Genomic DNA, 22,402 nt, shown 5'->3' with positions numbered 1-22,402 from the left:
ACCATCTTTAATTTATAAACTTAAAATTCCTGTTCAAGAAAGCTTCTTCGGCCTCAGTCACATGCCATGTAATCTTTCTCCTGTACTAATTTGAGATTAAATTATCTTTCTTTAACTGCTTGGCCATTGCCTTTTTATATCCCGCTAAAAAACTATCCAAAGAACCGGGATTATAACTCTCAGATTGAGTCGACCAGACGAGCTTCCCTGTGCGCACATCGTATAAATTTGTTTCGATGTAATAAGTTTTCTCTGTAGTATAGTAGCCATTGTTATAAAGGTTACCGTACCAAAAATCATAATAACCACCAAATGTTCTATAATAGCCAAAGGTGTTCACAGGATAAACAGAAACATTTGGAATGTATCTGGATTCTGACTTAGAATCAATCAGAGCAATGGTCAATATGGCTTCACTATTTGTTCCGGCTACTTTCTGCATAGCTAGATCTGAACGCTTGGGTTCCATACTTGCAAGATTAGGCGGAAAAACATCTATACTCTTTACACTCGTTAAACCTAGTGAAGTGAGTGATGAAGCAATTTCATCTTCCACTTTCTGACGAGCAGGAACATTATCTGTCATAACTGCCACAAATATTCTACTATACTTCTTCAGATCGACAGCGGGATCACGCCAAGATCCTGTAATCATACTGCTGGTTGCACAGCTGGAAAAAATAAGCACTATCGTGCAAATTTGTAAAATGAACTTTTTCATAATTATAAAATTTATTATTTCTTTTTTAACACTAATTCTCAAACTTGATTTCTAACTCATAAATTGGGACAATAGATTAATAATCGACAAATTGTTATAAAATAAATGCATTATTCGATACTTTTCGACTACTATATTTCAATCTAAGAACATAATTTAAGCCTATTTTGTTTAATAATTTTCATTACAGTACCGTCCTAAATAAATTTTAGGGCCATATAAATCCCTATCTGCTGGTGTTTCCATGCAGATTTTATTGTTACTCTCCGAATAAATCCTCCCTGTCCGTTTCAGAAAAGGTTAAACTGTCCATTTTGATCGGGCGGTTTGCCCGAAATAAACGGGTCATCGGCCCATTTCCACAGATCAATCTTCACGAAGATATTCAGCCGTATGAAATTCACCAGATTTGACAGGTTCCAGCTATATTTCGCCCTTTTCTGAATATACTTGAAGAGTAATATCCCGATCAGGGCTGTCCATATCTGGATGTAAACGGCATTCTGGGAGGTGCCTACAAAACTGGTGACCTTCAGCCGCTGCTTGAGGTGTTTAAAGAACGTCTCGATCTCCCAGCGCTCTTTGTAAAGTGCAGCTACGGTGGCAGCCTTCCACTGAAAATGATTGGTCAGGAACTCGTATTCTAAATTTTTGATGCTGTCCCAAACCCGGACAAGACGCATCTTCTTATCTCCGTACCGAGCTGCTGAGCTGCCATCCAAGGCAATAACCTGATCTTCAATCACCCCGGCTTCTTTCAGTTCATCGCTTTTCCAGGACTTCAATACCGTATATTTCATATTGGATTTGCTCCTTGTTACGAAAAAGCAGCCAGTGCTGTCCAAAACGTTCATCCAGGCGTAATCGACATAGCCCCGATCCACCACTACCACACATCCTTTGGGAAAGGATAGGGTCTTTGCCAGGGTGGATTCATGTGTTTTGCCATCGGTAATATGCACGAAGCTGGGCATACAGCCATCGTAATCCAGTACCGTATGCAACTTCACCGCACCTTTGGCACTTCGGAACCTTGCCCAATCAAACACCGACAGGCAGAGCGGGATCACCGTGGCATCCATCAGCAGCACTTTGCGTTTCAGCATGCGCAGTTCTGAGCGAAGATGCGTCTGCTTCTGCCAGAGTGTGTCCAATAACCCAATATACAGGTCGCGGAATAACACGTGGTCACGATGCGCATTCATGTAGGAAAGATTGGACTTGCTGGGCACCCTGCTGATACCCATGTGGTGCATATTGCCCGTCGTACTCCGCAAACCGTTGCTGATGTCCCTGACAGAATCTGCAGACGATAAATGGCAGAAAAGCATGCTTACCAAATGCGTCCAGCTGTTGATCCCCTTGTGGTGCTTGTCTGACTCATGCTTGCGCACCAAAAAATTGAAACCACCGCGGTCGATAAGCGAGAGAATCTGAGAAAATACATTTATATTTACCATGGTGGTGATTTGTTTTAGCAAACTAAATATAGCATTCCATGCTATATCATTCACCACCACTTTTTAAAAAACGTTTAGGACGCTACTGTTTTCATTACTATTATTAAAATGAAAAAATACTGGTTTCAAAAATGGTATCATGACTCTTTAATTTACTAAGTTTTCTAATAATGGATTTTGTAAAAAATTATATTTGTGTTTGAGTGTCACCCTAGAGAAGCTAAATTTACTGTTGAATAAACTCAATCTTTTCTTTCTGGTAAAGTACGATACCCGCCAAAAATACTCTTTTAAGGATTTGTTCTATTGGATACTATTTTTTGTTTGCATCATCTTAACTCAAAAAGTCAACGTTGATACGCTGTACTGAGAACTCTATCCTTACAAAATGGAAGACTAGCTAATCGTAAATCATAAATAGATAAAATTAAGTTTTAGGCTGTTTAAGAAAGACAAAGCCTTGTTCCATTTTATTGAAACAAGGCTTTATTTATGATATAATCACAGATAGAATTATTTTTGATATGTTTTCTTTACAAATGGTGCTTTAAGTAGATAATCTATACTTTGTTTTAGTCCAACTTCTAGATCTGCAGTTGTCTCTTCAAGCTCTACAAATATATTCTCAACACCTGCAATATCGGTATTAGCAAATATCGCATCAAAACCTACCATGCCACTCTGACCAATCTCACGGTGATCTTTAATATGCAAAGTAGTATATCTTCCAGGATATTTTTTAAAATAATCTACAGGACTTGCTTTTCCAATGATCGTCCAATATACATCCATTTCAAAAAAGACATTTTCAGGTTTAGTATGTTCAATCATGTAATCGAGCATAACCACTTTTCCTTCTACCTTTTCAAACTCATGGGCATGATTATGATATCCGTACTTAATACCATATTCACGGCAAAGTTGACCAATCTCATTGAGATATTGACATTCAGTATCAAGATCTTTTATTGTCTTTGGTAAATCTAACCATGGGGTAACGATATATTTAATTCCTGCTGCTTTGTGTGCAATGATAGTCTCTTTCCACCATGTTAAGGCTTTGGAAAAATCGCCTGAAGCTAATTCCTCTTGCGTTAAAGTTCTTGACGCATGTGAAGAAAGAACTTTCATGCCTGCTTTTTCTACATTTTTTTTGAATACTTGCGGTGTGGTATTATAAAACATACCGTCCTTATATCCTGCAGACTCAACTGATGTATAACCCATTTTAGCCAATTTTTGTAAAACTGAGAAATAATCAGCATTATACGTATCTGGCTGTACGTGACTTCCAATCATACTTCTAACAGAATATAACTGTAAACCTATTTCTTTTGTTCTTATTTGTTCTTGCGCCTGTACATTATTGAAAGTAGTACCCATACCCGTCACAGCTAAAAGAAGTGAACAGGTTAAAAATTTAAGTTTCATATATTAAGTTTTATTTTTTTTTGTCTTAAACCAATGTTATCGGTTGGTGCCTAAATTCGTCTAAGCTCTTATCTGTAGTGGCTAAATTGGTAATCAATACATCAATTTGTTCTACATCACATACTTTAAAAGATTCTGTAACTCTTAAACGATCCTGATTTGCAAGAGCTAATACATTCTTTGCTGATGCCAGCATTGCTAACTTAACTTCTGCATCTTCTTTAACTACTGCAGATATGCCAAATTTCGAATCAACCCCACATGTCCCCATGAAATACAGATCTGCAATGTAACTTCTTGCCTCATTACAAGTTGTCTGCCCTACCGTGCTTGCTGTTTGTTTATGGTATTTCCCGCCCAATAAAATCAATTCAATATTGGGATAATTTTCTAGAATTGGAATAAGCATGGCATTGCTTGTTATAATTCTAAGATGAATATCCGCAGGCAGGTAATTAACAATAGCACATATTGTTGTTCCTCCATCCATAAAAAGAGTCATTTCTTCTTTTATAAACTGCTGTGCCTTAAGAGCAATAACATCCTTCTCTCTCTTTAAATAGCTGTTTCGATCTTCGAAAGTAAGCGGATTTTTAGAACGTTGAATTGCACCACCACGCACTTTAGATAAAAGACCTATTTTATACAAATGATCAATATCTCTTCTGACAGTATCTTCGGACACATCGAGCTTTTCTGCTAATGATTCATAGCTGACCATCTCCTCACTTTCTAGTTGATTTAATATAAATTCAAATCGTTTTTCTTTTAACATAGCTACTTACTGATATAAAGATTTGCTTACAGGATTCTCTATTATTTCTAACACAACTTAATTTGCAATATTATGCATTTAAATTTTAATTCGCAAAAAATTGCAAATTAAAATATTATAAAACTAAACAAAGCCCTGAATCCTCACTTTTTGCAATTCCAACTTTAATGCTATTGAATTCGTAAAATGTATGGCAACAAATCCGAGCTTTACTGAGGCCTTTACATTTTCAATGTTATCATCTATAAAAATGCATTCTGTTGCCAGTAAATTGTATTTTTGCAACAAAATTTTATAAAGCTTTTCATCTGGTTTAATAAACCCTTCTTCACCAGAAACAACAATGCCATCAAAATCTGCAATAAAGTCAAATCGATTTTTAACCAATGGGAACGTTTCGGAAGACCAGTTCGTTAAAGCATAGACTTCATAATGTTTTTTTAACTCCTGTAGAATAGCAACAGTACCATTAATTTCACCTTTTAGCATCTCCGGCCATCGTTTCCAGAATACATCGATTTCATTTTCAAATTGGGGATACTGCTTTTTCAGCTTATACATTCCTTCGTCAAATGATCTTCCCTTATCTTGTTGCAAATTCCAATCTGTAGAACAGACATTTTCTAAGAACCACTCCATTTGATCACTTTGAAAAAATATATCCCGATATACATATCGAGGATTCCAATCTAAAAGAACACCTCCGATATCAAAAATTACAGCTTTTATCATTATTACTATGTTTAAGCCGAAATTTCTAAATTATTCCCCTCCGGATCCAGCACAACACTCTCATAATATCCGTCACCTGTAGTACGCGGCTCACTTGCAATTGTAAAACCGTCATTTCGGAACCTTTCTGTCAACAGATCAACAGCCTCAGTTCCCCCTATTGAAATAGCAAAATGTGCAATTCCTTTGTTAAAACCTCTTTTTGACGGTTCATCAAGAATATCGGGTCTGTTCATAAGTTCTAAGCGCGTAACGCAAGTACCAAACTTGAGAAAATATGATGTAAAGCCATTTTTTAAATTCCTATATTTCTCACTACATTCTAAGTTGAAATAAGTCAGGTAAAAGTTGCGCATTTTTTCCAAGTCATCTACCCAAATTCCAATGTGTTCAATTTTCATGTTCATCTTATTATTGTTTAATTGTTTTGCAAACATATGCAAGTTTATATAAATTTGCATATGTTTGCAAAACAATATGAAGTATTAGAAAATTCATTTAGAAAAATAATAATGATAGAAAATCAAACAAAAAAAGCAAAAAGAGCAACCCAATTCATTTTTTTAGTGTGTGGATTAGCAATTTCAAGCTGGGCACCAATGGTACCATATGTAAAGGAAAGATTGGATATTAACGAGGCCGAATTAGGATTATTACTTTTATTTCTTGGCTTGGGCGCCGTAATTATGATGCCAATAACAGGTCTTTTATCAAAACGCTATGGTAATAAAATTGTGATTCTATGTACAACAGCAATCATTGCTCTTACACTTCCTCTACTGCTGATTATTTCATCTGCTTCACTAATGGCATTGTGTATATTTATTTTTGGTGCCAGTATTGGCGCCATAGATGTTGCGATGAATTCTCATGGTATACTAGTTCAAAACAAATATAATCGTCCGATTATGTCTTCATTGCATGGTCTTTTCAGTTTGGGAGGCCTATTTGGATCCCTTGGTTTAGGATTTTTAATTAAAATGGGATTGATTCCTCAAATAGCAGCAATTTCAATATCACTCCTGTTATGTTTAATTGTTATTAGTCAATTCAACTATTTATTTGATCATGCTACAGAACAAAAATCTCAGATTATACATAAACCAGAAAAACAGCTAGAACATAGTTCAAAAAAACTGATTTTTAATAGAACAGTACTTTTTTTTGGTCTACTATGTTTTGCCAGCTTTCTCTCAGAAGGCGCTATGCTAGACTGGAGTGCTGTATTTTTAAAAGATATCAAAGATATTGATGTCGAATTTACCGGAGCTGGATATGCCACTTTCTCTATTGCTATGGCTAGCATGCGATTAATGGGGGATCGTTTGGTTGAAAAATTAAATGCAAAAACAATGGTCATTGGCGGTAGCCTGCTAGCAGCTCTAGGGTTGATAATAGCTATTTATTCAATCTGGATGCCTTTCGTTCTTTTCGGCTTTCTATTGTTAGGAATAGGTTCTGCAAATCTTGTCCCCTTGTTTTTTAGTGAGGCTGGCAGAATACCGACAGTCCCTACATCTGTAAGTATTCCAGCAATAACAACAATGGGGTATGCAGGTCAACTTATGGGGCCTGCTATCTTAGGATTAATTGCTCATCAATTCAATCTTGAAGTCGCATTTTTATTTTCCGCTACATTAATGGTATTAATTGCAGTCTTATATTTCTTTCGTAAGTAAAAGTGCAAATAGTAATACATGAATGAATTTGACTTTGGGTTTTAAGTTATTTTAAGACAATCGTTAATTTCTAACCTAAATATTTAAAGAAATTATTTACTGCCAATAAACCCTATGACATTGAAATTAAAAGCTACAAAAAAACCATTCAACAGAGTTTATTTAAGGGAATTATCTTAACGTCAGCTTCGCTATTTTTCAAATTATGGGTAACTAAAAAAGAACGACAAGAACAAATAAATCACTCTGCTCTTAAACTGAGTGCATAAAGGGGCTAACGAAAGTTGGCCCTTTTAATTATTAATAATAACTCGCAAAATAATAACTGCAGAAGTAAAGATCCCGATTCGATATTAAATCACGCTATGATGAGACAAATCTCAAATTTTCCATCCGATCAAAGTTGGGAATGACATGAAATTGCCGGTTCAATTTTTGAAATCAAATTATAATGGATATATTCAAACATAACTTACTCAAAATCAAACTGCAATAAGAAACACATTATCTAAACAAATTCAGCTCATTTATGAAAACACAAGAATTATTAGCAGTGACAACTATCCTCTCTGGTCTCATGTCGGGCTTCTTTTTTGCATATACATTTTCAGTAAATCTGGGACTTGCCAAACTAAATAACAAAGAATACCTCACAACGATGCAAAGTATTAACAAAGAAGTATTAAATCCAATTTTTTATATTAGCTTTTTTGGCACTTTGTTTTCACTTGTTATATCTTCGATCATATATTTCGATATTCATTCGCCTAAATTTTTTCTGATATTTTTTTCATGTATAAGTTATATAATCGGTGTATTCGGCATTACAGCTGTACGGAATGTGCCATTGAATAATAAAATAGAACTATTTGATATCTCAAAAGCATCGGAAGAATCATTACAGAAAATGAGAGTTATCTTTGAAAAGCCCTGGCTGTTTTGGAATAATATAAGGACATTAGCTTCATTCATAGCTTTCGTCTGTCTGGTCATAGCTTTGACTTTCCTAAACGACTGATTTAGATCCTTATAAAAGAGACAATATCCTATCAACAATTACACTATTTAAACAGCAATTAGCAAGATCCGCTACTAACTAAAACAGAAATACTAACTGAAGATATTTAATTTTAACACATGACCTTATTACAAACTGTACATTTTTACTCTCCTAATTTTTCAATTGTAAGACTATAATTAATAGACTAATTTTAAATTTACTGCCTTTTTGTAAAAAAAGGAGCTATTTATCATCTACTTAGTGTAATTTTGTAGTTTAAATTATATTAAAATGCCATATCAAACTGTTTTTGTTGAATTTTATGAACACGTAAAATTAAGTATCAATCAAGGAACTTTTGCAAAACTTACCTTGGCCAAAACAATTGGAGATACTGACCTTAAAAATATTTATGTCCGTCTTCATATTTTAGAAACCGGAGGGTATAAACTTGCCTTAACATTGCGATACAAAACAGAAGAAATTGAGAGCTTTCACACTCTTGATGAAGCACTGACAATTTTAAGTTCATACCTTAAAAATCCTTTTATAACTGCTTTGCTTTTCACTACCGAAATGGATCTAACATTTAAAATCAACAAAAAAAATGCAGGAAGTCTTACAGAACAGCCCCCTACATTTAAAAATGCTTCACCAGTAATGTTAGAAATGATTGAAAAAAGGATCGTAAAATTATAATTTGGATCTCCGTGAAAGGATTTAATCCTTACTGCTGGCAAAAGCTATTCATGACTATTTCAAGTAAAGGCCTGAACAATAAATGATATGGAAAATATTATAATGATCAAAATAGCGGAAAAGGTCATAAATTTCGCTTTACAAGCCGAAACAATTTATATAACAACAGGTTAATAGAGTTCTCAAACCTTACTCTCCCGGTATTTGAAAATAGGGTATGTATCACAGCTATTCTTTAAAAGTATATCTTAAAGAATAGCTTCAGAAAATTTGTTACGGTTTTTTTTTCTTAGTTGCAACGATAGAATAAATCATCGGTATTTTATTGTCCAAATGCTTAATCCGATATTTTTTAGTTTCGAACTCAATCATGTTATTAAAAACATCATAAGGCGAATAATCGTATTCCTGAAAATCCACAACTTCCATTTGGTGATTGAGCAAACTGCGCACAACTTCACTCATACTGTGATTCCAAGTTACATAAGACTGAGAGATAGTTGCATCTTTGTCTGCATAGGTTCCGTTTTCTGTTTCCACAATGGGAGCCACATTAAAATAATTATAACCAATTTTATCGAAATTATCATCGAACATCCAAACAACTGGATGAAACTCAACAAAAATAAATTTTCCTTCTGGCTTCAAAAAATGCGAAATTAATGCTGCCCATTTCTCTAAATCAGGCAACCATGTTATGGTACCATAGCTTGTAAAAACAATATCAAACTGCTTATCTAAATGATTTTCTAAATCGTACAAATCACAGCAAATAAACTGGGCATCTAAATCTGTTTCTAAAGCAATTCTTTTTGCACTTTCAATAGCTTTGTCAGATAAATCAACACCTGTAACTTTCGCACCAAGTCGACCTAATGAAATGGAGTCCTGGCCAAAATGACATTGTAAATGTAGAATACTTTTCCCTTTAATATCTCCGAGTATTTCTAATTCTATGGGATTGAGTGAGCTTGCTCCTTTTAAAAATCCTTCAAGATTGTAGAACTCTGATTTTAAATGCGTATCAGTTCTATTATTCCATGAATGTTTATTTATTTCAATATAGTTATCTTCAGTTTCCATTTAACTTTTGTTAAAAAACACAATCATTCATTAAATTATGACTTATGCCCGTTTATAATTTTCCCACCTTGGTTAAGGCTAAATTACAAAAAATTACAGGAACAATGTTGGATTTGATATGGTAAACCTGTTGGTTTCCTATAGATTCTTATCTACAATTCATTTTTCAAAGCTAACTTAGCTTTTACATAAGATGAACAAAAACACAGGCAACAGTAAGTTTTTTTTAGTATTTTATTTAATACACCTTTACTCTTCAGGAATAAGATAAATTAAACTTATTTTTGAGTATGAGCATATTTACATACCATTTAGTAAAGACATCCTATTTATCAGCTTTAAAGGCCATTTTATCTCCGCCTAAGTCATTTCATAATTCGGGATTAATTCATATGGAATGTATGACAGCAATGACATTAGGCTCTGCTATCACATCTCCTTCTCGACTTTTTTCTAAACAGGTTGCTGTATTCGCACAGTGGAACGATGAAGCATCCGTTGACCAATTCTTAATCGAAAACAAATTTGGGAGAGTATTGTCCAAAGGATGGCACACACGATTAATTTTTCTAAGGCAATGGGGGGAAATAACTAAATTCCAGATTCCGGAAGTAACACTTGAACTCGAACCTCTTGATAGCCCCGTTGTAGCAGTAACCTTAGCTCGCATGAAATTATTTGAAATTCCAAGATTTATACGCTGGGGCAAACCCGTAGAAAAACTGGTCCGTGATCATCCCGGCACTACTTTTTCTTTGGCATCGATAAGACACCCGAGAACTGTTTCTACATTTTCAATTTGGAAATCCCAAAAAGAAATGACTGATATGGTTTTAGGGCATAGTAATGTTCATGCTCCGACAAGACATGTCGATGCAATGAAGGAACGAAAACGCAAAGATTTTCACTTTGAATTTACAACTTTGCGATTTAAGCCTTTATCTGAATTTGGTGAATGGAATGGACGTAACAACCTCATACCTCTTCTATGATCAAAATAAGTTTCGCCCATCCGATGCAAAAGATTCAAGATTGGATTACACAACAATGGGTAATTCTATCCGGTCGAAAAATTGACTCAAAAAATGATAACTGGTTAATGGGTCCATTTGGTAATTTGGAAGCAATTGATAAGAACTATATCGATAAACTTGCTAAGCTAGAAAATCTAAGAATTGATACTCCATCCGAAATGCATGGATTGATACCAACAATGAGCCAACTTCATTTTTCTCCGCATGAATACGCCCGATTATCAGCTAAAGTGATTGATTTTTATGAACGAACAGGACATTATGATCTAAATGTTTCAGTAAAATGGAATTCTTTTTTTAAAGTTTTTGGATTTCTGTTAAAAAAATTATTCAGTAATAGGTTAAATCAATTAAATATCCCAATCTATGATATGCAAAATTCGGAATCTATTACAAGCGAAATAGTAAGACTTTTGGATGCCAAAACGAACCAAATTAAATATATATTCTGGCTCAGAAAAATTGCATCAACTGGCAAAGGAATATATTCTGGAGCATATGGGATCTGTCAATTGCCAAGTGGCCGGTATTGTGTAAAAGCTATTTTCCCATTACCTCATGGTAATGCCACCGTTATTATGGCTCCTAAAGTTGGCGTAAATGGTGAATTAGTATTAAATTCGTCTGGTCAACGTTTTGGTGATGCAGGTTTTTATTTTTTGCTAAAAGATTCTAAAGGTGAGCATTGGTCAAAATATATCCGTTCATTCCGTGATGAATTAATCATAAGCGAAGCTGATAAACAATTGACTGCAACACAAACGCTAACCTTATGGAATTTAAATGTTTTGAAATTTAATTATGAAATATTTCAAAAACAATAGCCTACTAATTGGCGAAAACAATCTAACTAAATAAAACGTCATTAAAATAGCGAATCAAAGAATTTCATAGTTCTAACATCCTTTATAAAATTCGAATAATTCAGAATTGTAGGTGGTCAACAGGATCAAATAAATCATTAATAGCGGAATCTAGCTCCCGCTATTATAACAAAATATAAATACAGTTTATTTTTAGGCGTCTAAATAGATACAATAAAACGAAATGTTTTACCTTTATAACCTGGATACAAGTGTGCATTAAGAATTATTAAAAAGAACTTATGGTAGAGGAGAATGTCCTATTAGTTTTATCGCTATTTTTTGTCATGGCGATGCTATTTGTAGTAAGTCAAAGGATCAAAATTTCGTATCCCATTTTATTGGTCATTGGAGGTTTAGGCATCTCGCTAATTCCAGGCATGCCCGTGATCAGTATCAATCCTGATTTGGTATTTTTAGTGTTTTTACCACCTCTCCTATTTGAAGCCGCCTGGTATACCAGTTGGGACAGTTTAAAAAAATGGCGACGATCCATTATGAGCTTAGGCTTTGGTTTAGTGTTTTTTACATCTATTGCTATCGCATACTTTTCAGTAAATATTATCCCTGGATTTACCTTGGCATTAGGGTTTTTATTGGGCGGTATTATTTCTCCCCCAGACGCTGTCGCTGCGACATCAGTATTAAAAGGTGTGAAGATTCCTAAACGTGGCATAACACTCTTAGAAGGGGAAAGCTTAGTAAACGATGCAGCCTCCTTAACCGTGTTTAGGTTTGCTGTAGCAGTGATTCTAACAGGTCAATTTGTATTTCAAAAGGCAGCCTCAGAATTTGTCATATTATCCATCATGGGGGTTGTTGTAGGTTTAGCAGTAGCGCATATATTATATTTATTCTTGCGTTATGTAGCAAAATCATCAAGTATCTCAACTCCTATTACATTGATCGCTCCTTATATCATGTACCTTCTTGCAGAGCATTTTCATTGGTCAGGTGTATTAGCCGTTGTAAGTGGTGGACTGTTTCTATCATTCCGTTCAGGCGATTATTTAAATCATCATACCCGAATTCAAACCAAGGAAGTCTGGGCTACATTAGGTTTCTTGTTAAATGGATTCGTATTTATTTTAATTGGTTTAGAATTACCAGTTATCGTTGCAGGATTAGGGCAGTATTCACAGGAAGAAGCGATTAACTATGCCTTAATTATTAGTGCCATTGTTATAGTATTGCGTATTGTCTTGGTATATCTATCAGAGTACCTCCCCCGTTTCCTCTCTAAAAAGATCCGATCAAGAGAAAAGAGCCCAGGTTGGAAATTACCACTAGTTGTAGGATGGGCAGGTATGAGAGGTGTAGTATCACTAGCTTCAGCATTGGCTATACCATTAACACTAAATAATGGAGAGCCATTCCCACACCGTAATTTAATTCTCTTTATCACCTTCGTTGTCATCTTAATTACATTAGTTTTTCAAGGACTGACACTCCCTATTCTCATCAAAATAATAAAGATGGATGATGTGGATGTGGAAGAACCTATAGAGAATCAGATTGACGAGATTCGGGTTCAATTGGCAAAAGATTCCATTGCCTATCTGGATAGCAACTACAGCAAGGAGATGGAAGAATACGAAACAATTGCAAGAATTAAAGAACAATTACAGAGAAGTATCCATGTATCTGAAAATGCTAAACTGGAAGATAGGCGTGCACAGTTGACTGCCGTAAGAAGTCTTTATAATAAAATCATGCTAGAAATAGTTGCCGTTAGAAGAAATGGACTTTACAAATTGCGAGAAGAAAAACACTACGACAGTAGCATTATCAAAGATCTGGAATATACACTTGATTTAGAAGAATCCAGATTAAAACGTAAATAGAAAAACATATTGTTTTCAGTATAATTCAAGATGGGTCATGAGTAGTAAAAATAAAGAATTGCTTTCATTTGAAGCTAAATTAGAAATTATCGGAATAAATCCGTTTGTGTTTTTACCCCAGACGGTTTTATCTGAAATATTAAGAAGAGCCCAAAAGGAAAAAGGAAAGATTCCAGTAAAAGGTCGGGTAAATAATACAGATTATAACCAGACATTGTTAAGATTTAAAGGAGAATGGCGGCTCTATATAAATACAACAATGTTAAAAAATTCACCCCAAAGAATCGGTGAACTTTTACAACTGACTATACAGCTCGATACTGCATCAAGAATTATAATTCCGCACCCCAAATTGGTATATGCATTAAAAAACAATCAGGTCGCTGAAAAACGATTCAATGAACTTACCCCATCCTTAAAATTAGAAATTATTAAATATATTTCATTCTTAAAAACTGAAGAAAGTATCAACAGGAATATTGAAAAAGCAATAAATTTTTTAATGGGGCAAGGTCCTTTTATTGGTCGGAAAACCTTAAATATTAAAGGAGACCGAGATGAGATTTAGCAGCATAGTTGATTATCAAATCCTATTTTAGTAGGAAATCTTCACGTGGAGGATTAAAAGAATCGATTAGTTCACCAGCAGATATGCACTCACAACCATGTACTATATTTCCAGGAATAATGCAACTATCCCCTTCTTTCATGACATGTACAACATCACCAATAATATAATGAAATACGCCCGATTTAACGTATGAAATTTGTGTATGACGATGTTGATGCAATTCGCCCCTAGCGCCTTCATCAAATCGAACCTTAGTGAGCATCATAAATTCATTATGTACCGCAACTTGCCTCTTAACCCCTCCTCCCAAATCTTCCCAATCATTTTCATTTTCAAAGTGAAATAATTCATTTTTCATATGCCAAACTTTTTTTATTATACGTCTTACGCTAAATATAGGAATGATTCGTTCTAAAAAAAAGTTTCTTTGAATATTAAGTACTGTCAAAGTATAACCCTGATGTTGTAGGTCAAAGACCCCGACAGCACTCCCAAATAATTAAATCACAAACTCTTTATTTTATCCAGCAAGTTTTCTTGGTTATTTCCAAAGGAATCTGTTTATATTTTTTATACAGAACAGTACCTCCAATTGCTATGAAAATGGTTGAAAACCTAAAAATATTGGCATAAACTCCCCCCAAAGCATTGGTATCGACATCAAAAATAAGCCAATACAAATTCATAAAGCAGTGTAAAAAAATTGCCGTCCATAAATTAAACTTCCATTCAGCATAAATCCAGGAAAATAAAACCGAACCTAAACATGTCAACATAAAAATTTGGATCAACTCGCCGATATCATTACCCTGATATAAATGCGCCGATCCAAATAATAATGAACCTAAAAATACAGAAGGAAAAAACCCTAGTTGTGTATACCTGTATAATTGTCCAAAAAGAAAACCACGATAAATCAGTTCTTCAAAAAAAGCAGCGGAGATTGTATTGATAATTATAGTATCATAAGAAAGTGCCTTGTTCAAGTCAAATTTGAATATAAAACCAATCAACATGGGTAATGTCGCTATTACAGCAAAGGAAATACCCCTAGATACACTGTCGGATAAACCCAATTTTTCAGGAATATGTCGATAATCTTTATGAAGAATCCCGACGGTAATAAATAAAGGTATCAATGTTATCATATATGCCGTAACATGTCCCAAGGCTTTGGAATACGTCACTGAGAATACACTTTTTAGTATTAAGGCAAAGAAATTGGCATCAATGTAAAAGTAAATTACAAACCCAATAATGAAAACTAAATAAAATCTTAATCTGTCCATAGTTGTTTTTTTATAATTACGAATATAGGCGACTTAAAACACCATGGAAAAACAAAGTGGTCGTTAGCAAATATTAGGGACGAACGGCAAACTCTTTTAAAAGAGGAATAACCGGAATAATATAATTTCTCGAAACCGTGACCTCCCTATCTATATTTTCTAATGATATTTTATATCCGGCAGTATTCCCTTTAAATTTCGTCACCTTTCTTAAATTAACAATAAAGGAGCGATGCACTTTTTGTATCGTGTCACACTCGACCTGATCCAATAATTTAGTCAAAGAAATCCGGACCATTTCTTTTTTTAGAATACCCTTTTCATAAAAATGCAGGATACAATAATTATCGGCAGCCTCTGCAAGAATAAAATCATCAACATCCATTTCCTGATGAAAATTAGCATAGTCGGAAACAATACATAGTTTCAAATTATCTTCCTCTTCTATACAATTATCTGTTTTTTCAATATGTTGATAGTTCTCTCGCACTTCATTAGATCGATCTTTATTATTGAGGTAAATAAATCGTGCCAAGATATAAATAGATGAAACTGGAATTCCTAATGCCGCAGTGTAACCAAACATATACAAAAAATTTTCAACAGAGAGCTGCACTTCACTCAAATACAATGAATTATATAAGTATGCAAATATTGAAATCAGAAATAAAATTAAAAAAGCCTTAAATAATTCCAAACCTATTGTCCATTTCTTTTTCCACTGCAAGGATAAAAGATTGACAGTACAAAATGAAAATGAAATCATTACTGCGTATGGAAATAATAACAAATATTTATAGGTATGCTCAAACTGGCTAGTTCCAAAAGGCTGATAAATAATCAATAACACATAGAATAAGATGCCTACAAGTGTTGACGTTAAAATAATTTCTTGATGTGATTCACTGTCTGGATAAGCAGCATCTAATATCATCGCTATTTTTGTTAAAAATGGTAATAACCAAATATCTAAAAGTTTAATAACACAAACAAATCCAACACTGAGAATTAATTTTTATATATGCTCCTTCATTTCATCGTGTCTAAAAGTAATAGCGATGATTTACTCCTTCCACAGGATTAATATGGACATTTACCGCTGATTCAATGGTATTTACCGAACACCGCTAGACAAAATGAAATATTTCATTCAAATTCAGCTATAATTAAACCGTTACAAAAAACATATAAGTATCTTACCCTTAATAATCACTTATGAAATTAATCGCCGCTGTTTTCCTCATTACCTTTTTTGCAATATCCTCAGTCTTAGCTCAGGTATCGGAACGAAAATTGGTGTCCATTAACAATAAAAAAATGGCTTATCGTACATTTGGACTTGAAAATAGAAAAATCGACGAACCTATTGTTGTATTTGAGAGTGGACTCGGTTCTTCTGGAGGAAGTAATGGCAGTTTATTCCCATTTATTCAAGGTAGCTTTGCAGGTATTGTTTACGATAGAAACGGAATAGGTGAATCTGAATTAGATAGTGCAGTAAAAACCGATGCCGATGTCGTAAAAAGACTTCACGACTTACTGACTACTTTAAAAATAAGCCCACCCTACCTCCTAGTTGGACATTCAATAGGCGGGCCATTTATTCGTTTGTTTGCTTCAAAACACCCTGAAGAAATAGCTGGTTTATTTTTCATAGATCCGACTGATTTTATGCTGACCAAAGAAGAGGATGATGAAGTAAAGTTTAAAACAGGAAGTAAAACAGGATATCAGGAACTTTTGAATATAAACCTTCAAAATATCATTAAAGACCCGTCCACATCGACAGGTTTCCGACATGAAGCAGAGAGAGAACTGAATGAAAGTACGCCACATTTTTTCAAAAATTATACTTCTTTACCACCACTACCTGACATTCCAGTTACCGTAATGATTGCATACAGTAAGCATATCGAACAATACGAAACAAAGATGAATGAAGAGCTAAACTTGGATATCAACTTAATCCCGTGGTGGAAAGAACTCGATCAACTTCGTATAGAACACTATGCTGAGATGATAAAAAATAACCGTAACAGCAAGCTGATCTTACTTCCAAAATACAGTCATGGTATTCATCAACAGGATCCAAAGCTGGTTGCAGAAGCCTTAATATCGATATATAACAGTACCTTACGATCCTCTAAACCCAGTAACTAGATCAAACCATCATCAGCTTATAAATAACGACCTGATCTGACCAAAACAAAAGATCATACATTAGCCATAAGGATAAAATCAAAAAACCGAAAATATAAAAAAAAAACCTCCGAAACTCTTATTCCGGAGGGTTACAAATAATGATTATAGCAGTCGCAAAAACAAGTGCTAATATGAATTTACAATTAGTTCGTTATCTTAATCGATAGCTCATTCAATAGGGCCTTAGCTTCGTTTAGATTTGAATTCCAAACTTTAGTTCTTTCTGCACTATTTAACTTCTGGATCGCCGCTTCGAAACGCTTCAAATCCTCAGTCAATCCCTTCTCCTTAAGCGCTTTCTTGACGATTTGCACTTTTTCATAATCCTGAACACCTTCGAGTGTTCTTTCATAGCGGATAGAGCTCCGCCCATTTGGATACACAATATAGGTATCACCCGCTGGCCAGGTACGGAATCGGGAATCTAAAATTGGGTTTTCTACCCATGAGTTGAATGCCCAATGCAGTAATCCATCAAAATCTGCCGCTTCAGCATACCAGCCCATATAAGCAGACTCCGCAGGATCTGAAAACGTAAATTGATTTGGAAAATTATTGCCACAATACACATAAAAAGTAGTAATCAAACCTCTTTTTTTACGATCTAGCAAATCTTCATGAGAAAAGGGATGATTTGCAGCAATACTAATATCTTTACTGTCAGGATAGCGCTGATACGTTTTCTGATTATCCGCATAAGAAACGCCTAAAGTTGGCGCCACCTTCTTCAAAAGAGATAGAGCACCATCAACTTCTTCTTTTGTGCGTTCATCCATGGCGATGTTTGTAATTCCCAACCAGCCTTTTGAATCCAAATGTTTTACAAGATCCTTTAGGAAAGGGGTCCATAATTCCTCAAATGCGGGTGTACCTGGTTTTGCAACAACATTGACAACTTCATTTTTTGCTACATCGCGATAATGTATTTCATTATTCCATGGGACAATCGAATAAATATTGATCATTTTTTTAATGCCTAGGTCCATCATAAACTGAACCCAACGGTCAAATACTTTATAATCGTAAGCCCAAGTACCGTCTGCATTTTTATTCCAAACAATCATGTCAGCATATGGATCATAAGTCTGTACATTCCATGGATCTTTATTCATGGTTGCAGTGATCACTTTCTGTCCTGCATCAGCTAACATTTTCATAACTGGTTTCATCGCTTCAAAATGGGCATCACTCCACATTTCTAATCCACGCACACGTGCTACAGCCGATGGATGTTGCCATTGATCCAAATGGAAGACCCATTCACTAGGCTTTGGCAATATATTTTCTAAAACAGTAACTTTTAATGTTAATTGGTCAGTAACCTTTCCTTTACTCTCGATGCGCACTTTAGCTTGATATTCTCCAGGGGTAGCATCACTCGGGATCTTCACTGTCAGCCAAACAGGGCGGACCTTGCTAGCTTCAAGATCGAATGATGTTAAATCATCTAGCATATCTGGTGATAATGAAGAAGCAAAGTCCTCTTTCTTCCGATATCCACAGCCAGCGGCAAATTCATCAGTCATTACGTAGCGAACAAAACGTGCTGAAGCAACATTTGAAGACATTTTAGCACCCTTTATACCTTTGAAATCTGATATAGTCACCGTAACATCCGGAGCAGTCTCTTGCGTCCATAATAACACTTGTGATGAAACACGTTCTCCACGCCAACCTACTACTTCATCGCTAACTTTCTTCTTCAAGTCAGGAACCAATGATTTAGGATACCGTTTATCAATTGTTACGAATGAGCTATGTACGCCCTTCTTAACCGCAGACCAGTCTGACAATGTATCTTTCGTTGGATCCGCCATTTCTTGAAAATTTACCATTTCAAAGGCCGGTGTCTGTGCCTTCACCGTTTGTACAGTCCATAGCGCTCCGACAAGAAGTGCTGACGCTAAAGTTGTATTCTTAAAGCTCATATTTATATAACTTATTTTTCAATTCAGATTCATCCTACCGATTTGATTACTTTTTAAACAAGTATATTTAAAAACTAATCACAAAATATATTTTCACAATATGAAGCAAACTAATTAAATTTTAAGATGTATACAAATGCTAAACAAGAACAAACGATTGCTCATTTTTATCACCCCGTTAAGTCCATACTTTTTCATTGTAAGCAGCCTCCCAAAATTGATACTCCAGTCTAGATGCTAAAACAAATGCTTCACTCATCTTATTACGAATAGCAACAGTCGTATTTGCAGCTACTTGATCACACATAGCAATAGCTTGTCGTACAGAAATAGCAAAATCTTCTCCTCCATACGTATCAATCCATTTTTGGTAAGGATTATCAACTACTTTTTCTTGTCTGGCAATAAACTCCCCCACTTCTTTATATATCCAAAAACAGGGTAAAGTTGCAGCCATCCCAACCTCTATAGGATCTAGCGCTGCTGTACTTTTTAGGTAATGCACATAATGATGGCAAACAGGCTGAATATCACCTTTCTCGGCAACACCAAAATCCTTAAAATAAGAGTCGTGCAAGGCATTTTCCACGACAATTGCATTTTCTCCAAAACGCATATAGGATAGCGCATCTTGAACATCATGTGCTCGAGCACCAATAAGGGCTAATGCTCGACCAAAATGTTCAAGATAAAGCGAATCTTGAGCCATATAAAATTGAAATTTTTCTTTAGGCAAATTTCCTGTCGTAAGTTCCTTTATAAAAGGCATGTCTAATATAGACTGATATTTATCTGAGATACTATTCCAAACCTGTTCAGACCAATTCATATTTAATTTGTTTTTGAGGATTAAAAAAATGATTTAAAGGACCATTGCCCATTCCTAATTGTACATCTGCCCCTTGCTCTATTGCCGCAAAAACATAGTTTTGCGCTAAAGAAACTGCTTCAGATATCGTATGCCCCTGTGCCAGATAAGCGGCTATTGCAGATGACAGCGTACACCCGGAACCATGGGTATTCTTTGTTTTAATTTTTTTACTTTTAAATATTTCGGGACGGCAATTTTTATCAAATAATATAGATTGCAGCGTATCCTGCTCCAGATGCCCCCCTTTTACCAAGACACGCTCACAACCTAATGCAAGGATGCTTTCCCCTGCAACGTACATATCTTCTAAAGTTTCCACTGATAACTTGGCAAGTATACCTGCTTCATCCATATTCGGTGTAATCACATCTGCTAAAGGGAATAGTAGGTCGATCATTGCTGCAATAGTTTGTTCCTCAATAAGCCGGTGGCCACTAGTAGCAACCATAACAGGATCAAATACAAGGGGTACTTTTTTATATTTCTGAAGCGTCTGCGCAATTGTAATAACCAATTGTGGTGTATGGACCATTCCAATCTTTATGGCATCAGGAAAGACATCGTCCATAATAGATTCAATCTGATCTGCTACAGCTTCAAGTGCTATGGGATAAATCTTTCGGACTCCCATCGTATTTTGCACAGGCAATGCTGTCAATACCGAGGTAGCATAGCATCCTAATGCCGAAAAAGTTTTGATATCCGCTTGTATTCCGGCTCCGCCACTTCCGTCGAAACCTGCGATCGTCAGCGTAGTTGGGTATCGGTATTTTTTCATTTTAAAATTTCATTTTTAAGTTCAAATGCTGCTTTTTCTGGATTTTCACTCCCACATATCGCAGACACTACAGCTAAACAATCGGCACCTGCCTGTATAACACGACGAGCATTTTGTATATGGATATTGCCAATAGCAACCAACGGTTTATCTGTTCGTTGTCGAATATTCACAATACCTTCTAAGCCCCATTCTGTGATGGTATCCTTTTTGGTTTCAGTATTGAATACAGGGCTGATACCCAAGTAATCGGATAATGGAATCTGCTCATTTTTCAACTGTTCAAGATTTTCAATAGAATAACCGACCAGAGGTCTTGGGCTATACCAAGCTTTTCTAATATGACTAGGAGAAATATCATGGTTACCTACATGAATACCAGCCGCACCCAATTCTTGGGCCACTTCAAGATTATCATTGATGATTAAAGGAATCCCATATTTGTCAGTGATCTCTTTCAATTGGTGGGCTTTTGCCAAGTAAAGACGGGTCGTTAGCTCTTTTTCTCGAAGCTGTATAATATCTACACCACCAATAATAGCGCGCTCCGCAACAGGAAGATAATTTATTCCACGACAATCCTGCTCTGAAATCACAAGATATAACTGATAAGGAAAAGAAGTATCGAAATCCATTATATGCTAAATTTTAATGTATTCCCAAATTCAGTTTCAGTGATGTTATATAGCTTATCAAGAAGTTTAACCTGCAGACTACCCGGTCCATCACTTTCCTTTTCAGCTAGTTCTCCAGCTACTCCCATGAGAGCCATTGCAGCAGTTACTGCCTCTGTTTTATTGGCTATTACAGCTATAAAGGCTCCAACAATCGCACTTGCAGAACATCCTAACCCGGTTACCTTTGTCATCAAAAGATGTCCATTTTTTAGATGAATCTCCTGACTCCCAGAAATCACAATATCAGTTTCGCCAGAAATACAAACAACGGAACCATATTGTCGATGAAGATCTAATGCGGCTTTAACTGCTTCACCACTTTGAGAAGTACTATCCACTCCTTTCGTCTTTATAAGATTAGATTTGTTTAGTGCAATAATTTCAGATGCATTACCTCTTATGACAGTTGGTTTTTCACGAAGCAATTCTTTTAGAATATGATCGCGATAAGATGTCGCCCCCGCTCCAACAGGATCTAAAATCCAAGGTTTCCCTAATTGAGAAGCAGTATTTGCAGCCAATAACATAGATTCTGACCACACTTCATCTAATGTTCCTATGTTAATAACAAGTGAATCGCTGATAGTGACCATCTCGACTACTTCAGATTTAGCATGAGCCATAATAGGTGAAGCTCCAACAGCCAATAAGGCATTGGCAGTATTATTCATGACGACAAAATTAGTAATGTTATGTACGAGTGGCGATTGTGCTCTTACTTGTTGGATATGCATCCAAAGTGTTTTCTCCATATTCATTTCATTT

The 22,402-nt window shown here is 35.3% G+C and carries 23 protein-coding genes; 8 read left to right on the top strand and 15 right to left on the bottom strand.

Annotated elements, in window-relative coordinates; translation table 11 throughout:
* Nucleotides 1-85: 85 nt before the first annotated feature.
* The 6 genes from M2265_RS25755 to M2265_RS25730 form a co-directional block, all read right to left on the bottom strand.
* Entirely contained in the window at nucleotides 86-721 is a 636-nt protein-coding gene (locus tag M2265_RS25755) for a DUF4136 domain-containing protein (protein ID WP_031287059.1), read from the bottom strand.
* A 290-nt stretch (nucleotides 722-1,011) separates the two neighbouring features.
* Nucleotides 1,012-2,181 carry an IS4 family transposase gene (locus tag M2265_RS25750; protein WP_132773957.1) on the bottom strand — a complete coding sequence of 390 codons (1,170 nt, stop codon included), beginning with the start codon at nucleotides 2,179-2,181 and terminating at the stop codon, nucleotides 1,012-1,014.
* Nucleotides 2,182-2,694: 513 nt separating this feature from the next.
* Entirely contained in the window at nucleotides 2,695-3,612 is a 918-nt protein-coding gene (locus M2265_RS25745; protein WP_132773866.1) for a sugar phosphate isomerase/epimerase family protein, read from the bottom strand.
* 25 nt (nucleotides 3,613-3,637) lie between these two features.
* Complete coding sequence (locus tag M2265_RS25740) at nucleotides 3,638-4,387, bottom strand: DeoR/GlpR family DNA-binding transcription regulator (RefSeq protein WP_132773865.1); 750 nt, start codon at nucleotides 4,385-4,387, stop codon at nucleotides 3,638-3,640.
* A gap of 123 nt (nucleotides 4,388-4,510) precedes the next feature.
* Nucleotides 4,511-5,119 (bottom strand): HAD family hydrolase, encoded by a 609-nt coding sequence (locus M2265_RS25735; protein ID WP_021188122.1) that lies wholly within the window; start codon nucleotides 5,117-5,119, stop codon nucleotides 4,511-4,513.
* An 11-nt stretch (nucleotides 5,120-5,130) separates the two neighbouring features.
* Nucleotides 5,131-5,526: a VOC family protein gene (locus M2265_RS25730; protein WP_243655518.1), complete on the bottom strand. Its 396-nt coding sequence runs from the start codon at nucleotides 5,524-5,526 to the stop codon at nucleotides 5,131-5,133.
* Nucleotides 5,527-5,580: 54 nt separating this feature from the next.
* On the opposite strand from M2265_RS25730, the gene M2265_RS25725 reads away from it, so the two are divergent.
* The 3 genes from M2265_RS25725 (at nucleotide 5,581) to M2265_RS25715 (ending at nucleotide 8,497) form a co-directional block, all read left to right on the top strand.
* On the top strand, nucleotides 5,581-6,798 hold the full coding sequence (locus M2265_RS25725) for an MFS transporter (RefSeq protein ID WP_243655517.1): 1,218 nt from the start codon (nucleotides 5,581-5,583) through the stop codon (nucleotides 6,796-6,798).
* A gap of 529 nt (nucleotides 6,799-7,327) precedes the next feature.
* Nucleotides 7,328-7,816: a DUF1772 domain-containing protein gene (locus M2265_RS25720; RefSeq protein WP_021188119.1), complete on the top strand. Its 489-nt coding sequence runs from the start codon at nucleotides 7,328-7,330 to the stop codon at nucleotides 7,814-7,816.
* 273 nt (nucleotides 7,817-8,089) lie between these two features.
* Nucleotides 8,090-8,497, top strand: coding sequence for a hypothetical protein (locus M2265_RS25715; protein WP_132773863.1), 408 nt, complete (start codon nucleotides 8,090-8,092; stop codon nucleotides 8,495-8,497).
* Nucleotides 8,498-8,770: 273 nt separating this feature from the next.
* On the opposite strand, the gene M2265_RS25710 is transcribed toward M2265_RS25715, so the two are convergent.
* Nucleotides 8,771-9,580, bottom strand: a complete 810-nt coding sequence (locus tag M2265_RS25710; RefSeq protein WP_132773862.1) for a class I SAM-dependent methyltransferase — start codon at nucleotides 9,578-9,580, stop codon at nucleotides 8,771-8,773.
* A gap of 290 nt (nucleotides 9,581-9,870) precedes the next feature.
* On the opposite strand from M2265_RS25710, the gene M2265_RS25705 reads away from it, so the two are divergent.
* The 4 genes from M2265_RS25705 to M2265_RS25690 all read left to right on the top strand — a co-directional run bounded on the left by M2265_RS25705 (nucleotide 9,871) and on the right by M2265_RS25690 (nucleotide 13,889).
* Nucleotides 9,871-10,572, top strand: coding sequence for a hypothetical protein (locus tag M2265_RS25705; protein ID WP_132773860.1), 702 nt, complete (start codon nucleotides 9,871-9,873; stop codon nucleotides 10,570-10,572).
* 23 nt (nucleotides 10,573-10,595) lie between these two features.
* On the top strand, nucleotides 10,596-11,438 hold the full coding sequence (locus M2265_RS25700; RefSeq protein ID WP_021188115.1) for a hypothetical protein: 843 nt from the start codon (nucleotides 10,596-10,598) through the stop codon (nucleotides 11,436-11,438).
* A gap of 281 nt (nucleotides 11,439-11,719) precedes the next feature.
* Nucleotides 11,720-13,321, top strand: coding sequence for a Na+/H+ antiporter (locus M2265_RS25695; RefSeq protein WP_132773858.1), 1,602 nt, complete (start codon nucleotides 11,720-11,722; stop codon nucleotides 13,319-13,321).
* Between the two features lie 37 nt (nucleotides 13,322-13,358).
* Nucleotides 13,359-13,889: a YdeI/OmpD-associated family protein gene (locus M2265_RS25690; protein ID WP_132773857.1), complete on the top strand. Its 531-nt coding sequence runs from the start codon at nucleotides 13,359-13,361 to the stop codon at nucleotides 13,887-13,889.
* A gap of 22 nt (nucleotides 13,890-13,911) precedes the next feature.
* On the opposite strand, the gene M2265_RS25685 is transcribed toward M2265_RS25690, so the two are convergent.
* From M2265_RS25685 to M2265_RS25675, 3 genes are all read right to left on the bottom strand, one after another.
* On the bottom strand, nucleotides 13,912-14,250 hold the full coding sequence (locus tag M2265_RS25685; protein ID WP_132773855.1) for a cupin domain-containing protein: 339 nt from the start codon (nucleotides 14,248-14,250) through the stop codon (nucleotides 13,912-13,914).
* A gap of 157 nt (nucleotides 14,251-14,407) precedes the next feature.
* On the bottom strand, nucleotides 14,408-15,181 hold the full coding sequence (locus M2265_RS25680) for a CPBP family intramembrane glutamic endopeptidase (RefSeq protein ID WP_132773853.1): 774 nt from the start codon (nucleotides 15,179-15,181) through the stop codon (nucleotides 14,408-14,410).
* Between the two features lie 73 nt (nucleotides 15,182-15,254).
* On the bottom strand, nucleotides 15,255-16,115 hold the full coding sequence (locus M2265_RS25675) for a LytTR family DNA-binding domain-containing protein (RefSeq protein WP_132773852.1): 861 nt from the start codon (nucleotides 16,113-16,115) through the stop codon (nucleotides 15,255-15,257).
* Nucleotides 16,116-16,396: 281 nt separating this feature from the next.
* On the opposite strand from M2265_RS25675, the gene M2265_RS25670 reads away from it, so the two are divergent.
* A complete protein-coding gene (locus M2265_RS25670; RefSeq protein WP_132773851.1) occupies nucleotides 16,397-17,341 on the top strand; it encodes an alpha/beta fold hydrolase in 945 nt (314 codons plus the stop codon).
* A 185-nt stretch (nucleotides 17,342-17,526) separates the two neighbouring features.
* Here the strand turns inward: M2265_RS25670 and M2265_RS25665 are convergent, their stop codons facing one another.
* The 5 genes from M2265_RS25665 to thiM form a co-directional block, all read right to left on the bottom strand.
* Nucleotides 17,527-19,311: a DUF4091 domain-containing protein gene (locus tag M2265_RS25665; protein ID WP_132773849.1), complete on the bottom strand. Its 1,785-nt coding sequence runs from the start codon at nucleotides 19,309-19,311 to the stop codon at nucleotides 17,527-17,529.
* A gap of 178 nt (nucleotides 19,312-19,489) precedes the next feature.
* Entirely contained in the window at nucleotides 19,490-20,140 is a 651-nt protein-coding gene (gene tenA, locus M2265_RS25660; RefSeq protein ID WP_132773848.1) for a thiaminase II, read from the bottom strand.
* Nucleotides 20,127-20,960 carry a bifunctional hydroxymethylpyrimidine kinase/phosphomethylpyrimidine kinase gene (thiD, locus tag M2265_RS25655; protein ID WP_132773846.1) on the bottom strand — a complete coding sequence of 278 codons (834 nt, stop codon included), beginning with the start codon at nucleotides 20,958-20,960 and terminating at the stop codon, nucleotides 20,127-20,129. Before thiD ends, tenA begins: the two co-directional genes overlap by 14 nt.
* Entirely contained in the window at nucleotides 20,957-21,595 is a 639-nt protein-coding gene (thiE, locus tag M2265_RS25650; RefSeq protein WP_132773845.1) for a thiamine phosphate synthase, read from the bottom strand. Before thiE ends, thiD begins: the two co-directional genes overlap by 4 nt.
* Entirely contained in the window at nucleotides 21,595-22,389 is a 795-nt protein-coding gene (gene thiM / locus M2265_RS25645) for a hydroxyethylthiazole kinase (protein WP_197086323.1), read from the bottom strand. Before thiM ends, thiE begins: the two co-directional genes overlap by 1 nt.
* Between the last annotated feature and the right edge of the window lie 13 nt (nucleotides 22,390-22,402).

Source organism: Sphingobacterium kitahiroshimense, from assembly GCF_025961315.1.
Classification (GTDB): Bacteria; Bacteroidota; Bacteroidia; order Sphingobacteriales; family Sphingobacteriaceae; genus Sphingobacterium; species Sphingobacterium anhuiense.
This window is presented reverse-complemented; position numbering and strand designations above follow the sequence as displayed.